Source organism: Saccharothrix sp. NPDC042600 (assembly GCF_040647305.1).
GTDB lineage: Bacteria > Actinomycetota > Actinomycetes > Mycobacteriales > Pseudonocardiaceae > Actinosynnema > Actinosynnema mutabilis.
The window spans coordinates 18,731-28,200 of the sequence record NZ_JBEZBW010000106.1; the positions used below are offsets into that span (position 1 = coordinate 18,731).

General features: G+C 72.8%; 9 protein-coding genes. 1 reads left to right on the top strand and 8 read right to left on the bottom strand.

Annotated elements, in window-relative coordinates; all coding sequences use genetic code 11:
- Positions 1 to 267: 267 nt before the first annotated feature.
- The 5 genes from AB0A74_RS36260 to AB0A74_RS36280 all read right to left on the bottom strand — a co-directional run bounded on the left by AB0A74_RS36260 (position 268) and on the right by AB0A74_RS36280 (position 5,653).
- A complete protein-coding gene (locus AB0A74_RS36260; RefSeq protein WP_358256795.1) occupies positions 268 to 1,629 on the bottom strand; it encodes a GH1 family beta-glucosidase in 1,362 nt (453 codons plus the stop codon).
- Complete coding sequence (locus AB0A74_RS36265) at positions 1,626 to 2,501, bottom strand: carbohydrate ABC transporter permease (RefSeq protein WP_358256796.1); 876 nt, start codon at positions 2,499 to 2,501, stop codon at positions 1,626 to 1,628. Before AB0A74_RS36265 ends, AB0A74_RS36260 begins: the two co-directional genes overlap by 4 nt.
- 10 nt (positions 2,502 to 2,511) lie before the next feature.
- A complete protein-coding gene (locus tag AB0A74_RS36270) occupies positions 2,512 to 3,435 on the bottom strand; it encodes a sugar ABC transporter permease (RefSeq protein WP_358256797.1) in 924 nt (307 codons plus the stop codon).
- On the bottom strand, positions 3,432 to 4,673 hold the full coding sequence (locus AB0A74_RS36275; RefSeq protein ID WP_358256799.1) for an extracellular solute-binding protein: 1,242 nt from the start codon (positions 4,671 to 4,673) through the stop codon (positions 3,432 to 3,434). Before AB0A74_RS36275 ends, AB0A74_RS36270 begins: the two co-directional genes overlap by 4 nt.
- Before the next feature lie 389 nt (positions 4,674 to 5,062).
- Positions 5,063 to 5,653: a MerR family transcriptional regulator gene (locus AB0A74_RS36280; protein WP_358256801.1), complete on the bottom strand. Its 591-nt coding sequence runs from the start codon at positions 5,651 to 5,653 to the stop codon at positions 5,063 to 5,065.
- Positions 5,654 to 6,060: 407 nt separating this feature from the next.
- On the opposite strand from AB0A74_RS36280, the gene AB0A74_RS36285 reads away from it, so the two are divergent.
- Positions 6,061 to 6,450 (top strand): hypothetical protein, encoded by a 390-nt coding sequence (locus AB0A74_RS36285; RefSeq protein ID WP_358256803.1) that lies wholly within the window; start codon positions 6,061 to 6,063, stop codon positions 6,448 to 6,450.
- A gap of 58 nt (positions 6,451 to 6,508) precedes the next feature.
- On the opposite strand, the gene AB0A74_RS36290 is transcribed toward AB0A74_RS36285, so the two are convergent.
- The 3 genes from AB0A74_RS36290 to AB0A74_RS36300 all read right to left on the bottom strand — a co-directional run.
- The gene (locus AB0A74_RS36290; protein WP_358256811.1) at positions 6,509 to 7,639 is read right to left on the bottom strand and encodes an ABC transporter permease; all 1,131 of its coding nucleotides are present in this window, start codon (positions 7,637 to 7,639) and stop codon (positions 6,509 to 6,511) included.
- 134 nt (positions 7,640 to 7,773) lie between these two features.
- Entirely contained in the window at positions 7,774 to 8,454 is a 681-nt protein-coding gene (locus tag AB0A74_RS36295; protein ID WP_358256805.1) for an ABC transporter ATP-binding protein, read from the bottom strand.
- Positions 8,451 to 9,470: peptidoglycan-binding protein (locus AB0A74_RS36300; protein ID WP_358256807.1), on the bottom strand; the 1,020-nt coding region annotated here is incomplete at its 5' end. The genes AB0A74_RS36300 and AB0A74_RS36295, both read right to left, overlap by 4 nt.

Sequence of the window (9,470 nt, forward strand, 5' to 3'; positions counted from 1 at the left end):
GGGCGCGGAGGGTTCTCGCGGCCTCGTGCCGGGCGGACGCGCTGCGGTCGGGCTCGGGTGGGGCGGACTCGCCGCCACGGCCGCGTACCCGGCCCGCACCGCCTCCGGGCCCGGCCGTCGTGCTCGGACAACGCGCCCAGCGCGACGGCCCGGTCGGCCGGGTCGCGCCGCCCGGTCAGCAGGTACGAGCAGGCCGATCGCTTCGTCGCGCCGAACATCGGCGTCTCGGAGCGGCACCCCCGAGCGTGGTGACCGGGCGCGGGCCCGTCAGGTCGTCGAACGGCGTTGCCGGGCCAGCAGCTCCCGGTACCAGTGGTAGCTGGCGCGAGGCGTGCGGTCCTGGGTTTCGTAGTCCACGTGGACCAGGCCGAAGCGGTGCTTGTAGCCGTGGGCCCATTCGAAGTTGTCCAGGAACGACCACACGAAGTACCCGCGCAGGTCCACCCCGGCGGTCATGGCCTCGCGGGCGGCGGCCATGTGGTCGCGCAGGTAGTCGATGCGCTCCTGGTCGGCGAAGCCGGGGCGGTCCGGGTAGGCGCAGCCGTTCTCGGTGAGGTAGACCGGCGGCAGGTCCGGGTAGCGGTCGCGCAGGCCCAGCAGGGTCTCGGTCAGGCCCGCGGGTTCGACCGGCCAGTTCATCGCCGTGCGCGGCACGTCGGGCAGGCGGGTGGTGTCGATGCCGATGTCGATGGCCGTGCGGGTCGCCGGGTCCGGGTCGCGGTGCGGCGCGTCGGCGACGTGCTGCCGGTAGTAGTAGTTGATGCCGACGTAGTCCAGCGGGACGCCGATGGCCGCCAGGTCGCCGTCGTGGCGGAACGACAGGTCCGTGACGCCGGCGAACACCTCCTCGAAGTCCTCGGGGTAGCGACCGCCGAACAGCGGGTCGGTGAACTGCCTGCGCAGCAGCAGGTCGTGCCGGCGGGCGGCGGCGACGTCGCGCTCCGACGCGGACACCGGCACCGACGGCGACTGGTTGAGCACGATGCCGAACTCGTGCCCCTCGACGCCGCGCATCTCCCGGACGGCCAGGCCGTGCGCCAACAACAGGTGGTGCGCGGCGGCCAGAGCGCCGTGCCCCTCCCGGGCGCCCGGCGCGTGCCGCCCCTCGCCGTAGCCGACGATCGAGGACACGTACGGCTCGTTGAACGTGGTCCACTTGGTCACCAGGTCGCCGAGCGCGTCGTGCACGACCGTCGCGTACTCGACGAACCGCATCGCCGTGTCACGCGACCGCCAGCCGCCCCGCTCCTCCAGCGCCTGCGGCAGGTCCCAGTGGTACAGCGTCAGGAACGGCTCGATGCCGCGTTCCAGCAACGCCTCGCACAGCCGCCGGTAGAAGTCCAGGCCGCGCCGCTCCACCCAGCCCGCGCCGGTGGGCTGCACGCGGGGCCACGCCACGGAGAAGCGGTAGGCGTCCACGCCGAGGTCGCCCAGCAGCGCCACGTCCTGGGGCCAGCGGTGGTAGTGGTCGCACGCCACGGCCCCGGTGTCCCCGCCCGCCACCGCGCCCGGCACCTCGCAGAACGCGTCCCAGATGGACCGGCCGCGGCCGTCCTCGGCCACCCCGCCCTCGATCTGGTACGAGGACGTGGCCACGCCCCAGCGGAACCCGGAAGGGAAGTCGGTCATCCTTTGAGTGCTCCTTGCATGATCCCGCCCACGATCTGGCGGCCGAACAGGAGGAACACCGCGAGCACCGGCACGGTGCCGATGGTGGCCGCGGTGAGCACGAGGGTGTAGTCGGTCGTGTAGCCGCTGGCCAGGGTGGACAGTGCGGTTTGGACGGTCGGGTTCTCCGGCACCAGCACGACCAGCGGCCAGAAGAAGTCGTTCCACGCCTGCATGAACGTGAACAGCCCCAGCACGGCGGCGGCCGGCCGCGCGGCGGGCAGCACCACGTGCCAGTACAGGCGCAGGGAGCTGCACCCGTCCATCCGGCCCGCCTCCAGCAGCTCGTCGGGCACCGCCCGCTCGAAGTACTGCCGCATGAAGAACACGCCGAACGCCGTGACCAGGCCGGGCACGATCACCGCGTGCACCTCGCCCGCCCACCCGAAGTCGCTCATCATCATGTAGAGCGGGATGACGCCCAACTCGGTCGGGATGGCCTGGGTGGCGATCACCAGCAGCATCAACGCGTTGCGGCCCCGGAAGCGCAGCTTGGCGAAGGCGAACCCGGCCAGCGTGGAGAAGAACACCACCGACAGCGTGATGGTGCCCGACACCACCAGCGAGTTCGTCAACGCCAGCGCGAAGTCCGTGGTGTCGAAGACGCGGGCGATGTTGGCGAACAGGTGGCCGCCGGGCACGAGCACCGGCGGCACCTGGTCCACCTTGTCGGGGGTCTGCGACGACACGACCAGCGACCAGTACACCGGGAACGCGGACCCGGCGAGCACCGCGATCAGCGCGGCGTAGGTCCACGGACCGGGCAGCGGCACGGCCCGCCGGCGCCTCACCGGCGGCGCGACGACCGGCGGGCGGTCCAACACGGTGGTCATGGGTGGCCTCTCAGTCCGTCCGGATGCGGCGCGCCGCGAGGTAGCTCAGGCCGGTGACCAGCACGGTCGCCAGCACCAGCAGCCACGCGATCGCCGAGGCGTAGCCGAAGTCGTACTTCGTGAAGCCCTGCTCGTAGAGGTAGAGCGCCGCGGTCTGGAACTGCCGGTCCGAGCCGCCGGTGGCCGCCGCGGTGCCGGGGTTGAACAGCAGCGGCTCGGCGAGCAGCCGCATGTTGCCGGTCGTGGCGATCACCGTGGAGAAGATGATCTGCGGGCGCAGCATCGGCACCGTGATGCGCCAGAACTGCTGCCACTGGCTCGCGCCGTCCAGCCGGGCCGCCTCGTACACCGAGGTCGGCACGGCCTGCATGGACGCCAGGAAGATCAGCGCGTGGTAGCCGGTCCACCGCCACACCACCATCGCCGCGATGGCGGTGTGCGAACTGGCCGTCCCCGCCTGCCAGTCGACCCGGCCCGCGCCGAACAGCTCCAGCACCCAGTTGACCAGGCCGAAGTCCCGGCCGAACAGCTGGGCGAAGATGATCGTCACGGCGGCGACCGAGGTGATGTTGGGCAGCAGCACGCCCATCCGGAACAACGTGCGGGAGCGGATGCGCCGGTTGAGCAGCTGCGCGATCCCCAGGGCGAACAGGATCTGCGGCACGGTGGTGAGCAACCACAGGCTCACCGTGTTGCCCATGGCGTTCCAGAAGTACGGGTCCGCGGTGAGGAGCTGGACGTAGTTGTCCAGCCCCACCCACGTGGCCGCGTCGCCGTCGAGCAGGTTGCGGTCGTGCAGGGACACCCAGGCGGTGTAGCCGAGGGGGAACAGGCCGAACACCGCGAACAGCAGGAAGTACGGCGCGATGTAGGCGTAGGGCGCGTACCTGGTGTCCCAGCGGTGGCGGCGTTCCCGCCAGTCCGCGGTCGTCATCCGGCGAGCCGCCCGGCGTCGGCGACGAACTGCGCCCACGACTCGTCGGCGTTCTGCTTGCCCTGCTCGACGCGCTGCATGGCGTTGCCCAGCTCGGTCTGGATGTCACCGGCCTTGGGCCCCTGGTACTGCGGCTGCAGCGAGCGGGCGGCCTCGATGAACACCTTGCCGACCGGGGCGTTGTTGAAGAACTCGGAGGTCATCTGGTTGATCGACTGCTCGCCGTAGACCTTGGGCGTGGAGGGCAGCAGGCCCGCGTTGGCGAAGACCTTGGCTTGCTGCTCGGGCGCGGTGAGCCACTTGGCCAGGGCGTGCGCCTTGTCGGTGTTCTTGCCCTGCTTGGGAACCGTGAGGTACGAGCCGCCCCAGTTGCCGCCGCCGCCGGGCACCGCGGCGAGGTCCCACTTGCCCTTGGTGTCGGGCGCCTGGTCCTTGATCTTGGCCATCTGCCAGGCCGGGCAGGCCATGGTGGCGAACTGGCCCTGCTTGATGCCGGTGTTCCACTGCGGGGTGCTGAACAACAGGCCCGCCGACAGGCCGTCGGCGACGGCCCCGGTGACGAGGTTCCACCCCTTGCGCAGGTCGGCGTTCTCGCCGACGACGATCCGGTCGGTCTTGTCGTAGTAGCCGACCGGCGCCTGGCCGACGATGGCGTTGAGCACGGTCGGGCCGCCGTCGAAGAACTTGACGCCCTGCGGCGCGGAGGCCTGGAACCGCCGCCCGGTCGCCACGAACTCCTCCCACGTGGGCCAGGACGCGCTCACCGCGTCGCGGTCGGCGGGCAGCCCGGCCTGCTCGAACAGGTCGCGCCGGTAGCAGATGGCCAGGCCGCCCACGTCGGTGCCGTACCCGATCTGCGTGCCGTCCTTGGCCAGCGAGGCCTCCCACTTCCAGGGCAGCCACTGGTCCTTGAGCCCCTGGTCGAGCGGGACGAACTTGTCAGGGTTCTGCTTGAACTGGTTGACGTACCCGGTGTCCACGGCCTCGATGTCCGCGGCGCCGTTGCCGGTGGCCAGGTGCGCGGCGAGGTTCTTGTGGTGGTCGGAGTAGGAGGCGGTCCGGTCGGTGATGTCGATGTCGGGGTGGTCGCGCTCGTACTCCTCGAACAGCTGCTGGTAGCCGAAGTTGCCGAACAACCCGATGGCGATCCGGGTCTTGCCGTCCCCCGCTCCCCCGCAGCCCGCGACCAGGCTCCCCACGAGCAGCGCCGCGCCGACCAGTGGCCCGGTACGTCCCATTTCCGGCCCCTTCCGTTTTTCGGGCACGCCGGACACCCGTTTCGAGAAGTGGGCTTTCCGACGAATGCGGCCGGATCTTCCTCCGGCCCGGTTGGTGCCTCACATGACAGCCGTTTCACGCTGGGACCGTCAAGTAACGAAGAGGTAACCCGGACCGGCGGGGCGCTGCGCGTTTCCGCAGGTAGCGGCACATCCGAGCTGGTCAGCGGAGTCTCGGTGGCCGATGTAACCGGTTACAAAGCCGGTGGCCGGCGCGGGCGGGCGGAGAGCCGGGCCGGGGCCCTGATCGGAACGGCGTCCAGGGGCGGGCGAGAACGCGGTTCCGATGGGCGGGAGATCGTTTCGCGGAGAAGTCGACGCGTTTCAGGGCAACGCGGGGTGGAACGGTGTCAATTGTCGCGGACGGGCGTCGTGCGACCCAGGGTGCGCCTTATCCGGGCGCGCACGACTTCGAGCACGAGATCGGCCAGGTCGTCCGGCACGGTCGGTTTGGCAAAATTCGCGCACGCCGTGGAACGGCGGACCGCCTCGACCGCTTTGTCCACGTGCGGCGCGACCGCGTCGGCCATTTCCGCGAGCAGGCCGAGCGCGTGGGCCACCGAAGTGCCCCGGCCGCCCGCCGCGAACACCGCGCGGACCGCGTGGACCTCGACCGTGCCGTCCGGGTGCTGCGAGATGATCCCGCTCTCCACGCCCGCCGCCAGCAGGTCCGGTTTGCCGCGCAGCGCCTCGGCGACGGCCGGTCCGACCGGCACGACCTGCCCGAGCGTGGCGTCCGGCTCCAGCAGCGCGCCCACCGCGTCCAGCGACAGGCCCCGCCGCTGGAGCCACAGGACCTGCCGCATCCGGGTGAGGTGGTCGTCGAGGTAGTGCGGCGTGCGGCCGATCCGCACCGGCGGCGGGAGCAGGCCGCGCGCGTGGTAGGAGCGGATCGTGCGCGCGGACAGCCCTATTTTTGCGGAGAATTCACCCGCATTCATCAGTCCGAGTCCGTCGGTCCTGCGCCGGGCCGACCGGACGTGTGCCAGCAGAGTCGCTTCGTGCACTGCAGTCCCCCTTTCAGCCGTGCAAACTCGCGCCCTCCCGGGGGGACCCCGACGAAAACCCCACACGCTGCGCGATACATTGTTCGGCGCCAGTGTGCCACCGGCGCGATAAGCAAATCATAAGTTGGCTGTTCGCCACCCCTTCGGTCTAGCGGGACCCGAGTGGACGGCAGCCTTCTCTTCCAGGACTTCCCGATCAAGCGATCGCGTGCTATGCGCGAAAACGGCGGCTAAACCGATGTCAGCCGGCAGTCTTCGCTTCCATTCCTCTCGATCCGCGTCCGGTGCGACAGATGCTGCATGGCGTCCGAACCACCCACGAGAGGAAAGACAGGCCGCCGATGTCCGAAACACCCACGTTCACCGCCCACCGCGGGCTGCGACTGTTCGCGATCGCCTTCGTGTTCCTCGCCGCCACGCTGGGCCTGGCCCAGACCGCGTCGGCCGCGCCCGCCCCGGCGCCGCAGGCGGCGGTCCAGGCGTTCGCCGCCGCCCCGCAGGACGCGTCGGGCCCGAGCGTCGCCGCGTCGTGGAGCTGCACCACCTACTTCTACTCCAACGCGATCGACCGCTACTGCACCGTCTACTCCGGTTACCTCCGCTCCTACATCTCGTGCAGCAACGGCTGGACCTACTACTCGCCGTGGGTCGGCCCCGGCCGCTGGCGCATCCTCCAGATCTGCCCGAGCGGCACCTACCGCACCGGTTCGGGCGTCCAGACCGTCGGCTGATCCGGCGGCCGACCCCCGGGGCCCCGGCGACCACGGTCGTCGGGGCCCCGGCCCGTCCTCACACGTCGGCCAGGGCGGCGGCCGGAGCGAGCCGCGCGGCCCGCACCGCCGGGTACACCCCGGCCAGCACCCCGATCACGACCGCCGCGCCGACCCCGCCGACCAGCACCGGCACCGGCAGCACCGCGGGCCAGCCCTGGCTGACCGCGTACGCCGCGGTGACCGCCGTGCCCAGCAGCACCCCGATCCCGCCGCCCAACCCGGCCAGCAACGCCGACTCCGCCAGGAACTGCGTGCGCACCTGACCGCGCGTGGCGCCCAACGCGCGGCGCAACCCGATCTCGCGCCGGCGCTCCAGCACCGAGATGACCATCGTGTTCGCCACGCCGATGCCGCCCACCAGCAGGGCGATCCCGCCCAACCCGAGGAACAGCGCCGAGTACGCCCGTTCGGTGAGCCGCTGCGCCGCCAACGCGTCCGACGGCCGGCTCACCAGGACCTCGTTGGGCCGCGCCGGGTTCGCGGTGCGGCCGAGCACGGACTTGACCGCCTCCAGGGCGTGGTCGCGCACCCGGACGTAGATCAGGCCGGGGTGCCCGTCGAACCCGAGGTAGCGCTGCGCCGCCGCCCACCCGACCAGGGCCGACCCGTCGACCTCCGGCGCGAGGGCCACCGGCTCCAGCACGCCCACCACCTGGAAGGGCCGGTCGTCGATCCACACCAGCGGCGCCGGCCGGTCGGCCGCCAGGGACACGCCGAGCTGGTGCGCGGCCCGGTCGCCGAGCACCACGGTCGGGTACTCGGCCCCGCCGGGCGACAGGAACGTCCCCGCCCGCACCCGGCCGCGCAGCACCTGCAACAGGTCGAGCCGGCTCGCGGACACGCGGATGCCGCCGGTCTCCTCCGCCGGCACCTGGTCGCTGCGCCGCACCGAGGCCGTCGTGACCCCGGTGGCGCTGACCGCCTCCACCGGCGCGATCCGGCCGATCATGGCCACCGACTCGGTCGGCAGCTTGGCCTTGGCGGCGCTGAACAGGTCGTTGCCGGGCGCGACGGTGAGCAGGTTCGGGCCCAGCGCGGCGATCTGCTCGCGCAGCGCGGCCTGGTTGGACGCCGGGACGCCGACCACGGCGACCAGCGCGCCGATCCCGATCGCGATGCCCAGCGCGGCGAGGACGGTACGTGCCATCCGCGTGCGCAGCCCGACCGTGCCCAGCCGCGCGACGTCGGCGAGGCCGAGGCGCGTGGCCCGCGGCGGGACCGGCGGTGGGGTGTTCGCCGCGCCGGTCGGGTCCGGGCGCGGGGCGCGGGGCGTCGGGGTGGTCATCGCCGCCACCCCGTGTCCAGCCGGACCCGCCCGTCCAGCACCTCGATGCGCCGCGGCGACGACCCCGCCACCGCCGGGTCGTGCGTGATCAGCACGACCGTCGTGCCCTCGGCGTTGAGGTCGCGCAACAGCGCCAGCACCTCGCCGCCGGAGGTCGAGTCGAGGTTGCCGGTGGGTTCGTCGGCGAGCACCACCACCGGCCGGTTCACCACCGCGCGGGCGATCGCGACCCGCTGCTTCTCCCCGCCGGACAGCTCCGCCGGCAGGTGGTCGGCGCGGTGCGCGAGCCCGACCCGCGCCAGCGCGCCGTCCGCCGCCCGACCGCGCTCCCGCGCCGGCACCCCCCGGTACACCAGGGCCGCCACCACGTTCTGCCGCGCGGTGAGCCCCTCCACCAGGTGGAACTGCTGGAACACGAACCCGATCCACGACGCCCGCAGCGCCGACAGCCGCCGGTCCGGCAGGCCGCCGACGTCGTGGCCGTTGACCAGGACCCGCCCCGTCGTGGGCCGGTCCAGCGTGCCGAGCAGTTGCAGCATCGTGGACTTGCCCGACCCGGACGGCCCGACGATGGCCACCATCTCCCCCGCCGCGACCCGCACCGACGCCTCGCGCAGCGCCACCACCCCGCCGGGGTGCACCTTCGACACCCCGTCCAGCTCCAGGATCGCCGTCACGCCGTCGTCACCACCTCTTGGCCCTCGGCCAACCCCTCGCCGGACACCTCGACCAGCCCCGCGGCGAACAGGCCCAGCGCCACCGGCACCAGCCGCCGCCCGTCCACCAGCTCGACCGCGTACCCGCCCTCGGCCAACGCCACCAACGCCTGCACCGGCACGGCGAGCACCCCGTCCCGCCGCTCGCCGAACAGCACGACCCGCACCCGGCCCGACTCCGGCGCGGCGGCCGGGTCGTCCAGGGCGACGGTGAGCAGCAGGGTGCCGCCGTCCTTGTCGTCCGCCTTCTCCGCGACCGCGCGGACCTTCCCCGGCGCGGTCCGCCGGTCGGGCAGCACGACGTCCACCTTCGCCCCGGCGACGGCGTAGGGCCGCCGCGAGTCGGCCAGTTCGACCGAGACGAGCCGTTCGACGCCGGTCACCGTCATCAGGTCGGCCTCGCCGGGAGCGCCCAGCCGCGCGGTCAGCGCGTGCACCCGCACCGCGCCCGGCAGCACCAGCACGTCACCGGGCGCGAGCACGCCGTCCACGGCCAACCCGGCGGCCTTCTCCCACTTGCGCAACGCCCGCGCGGTGCCGGCGGTGAACTTGTCGTCCGGGGTGGAGTCGGCGTGGCCCAGCGCGGCGAGGTTCTCCTCCAGGACCAGCACGTCCGGGCCGGCCGGGACGCCTTCGCGCAGCTCCCGGTACAGCGGGGTCGTGCCGAACAGCAACGGCACGGCGACCGCGTCCACGGCGTAGAGCGCTTCGCCGCGGCCGACCTGCCGGCCGGGTTCGGGCAGCCAGGTGATGGTGCCCGCGCGGCGGCCGGCGACCGCGGTGGCGGGGCCGTGGCCGAGTTCGCCGTCCACCTGGACGCGGTCCACGAGGTCGGTCCGGGCGACCTTGGCCGTGGCGGGCGGGCGCGCGGGCGCCGCCGGCTCGGGGTCGGCCCCCGTCGCCGACCGCGTGGCCACGACGACCCCGGCGTTGGCCGCCACCAGGAGCACCGCGGCGGCGGACCACACCCGCCGCCG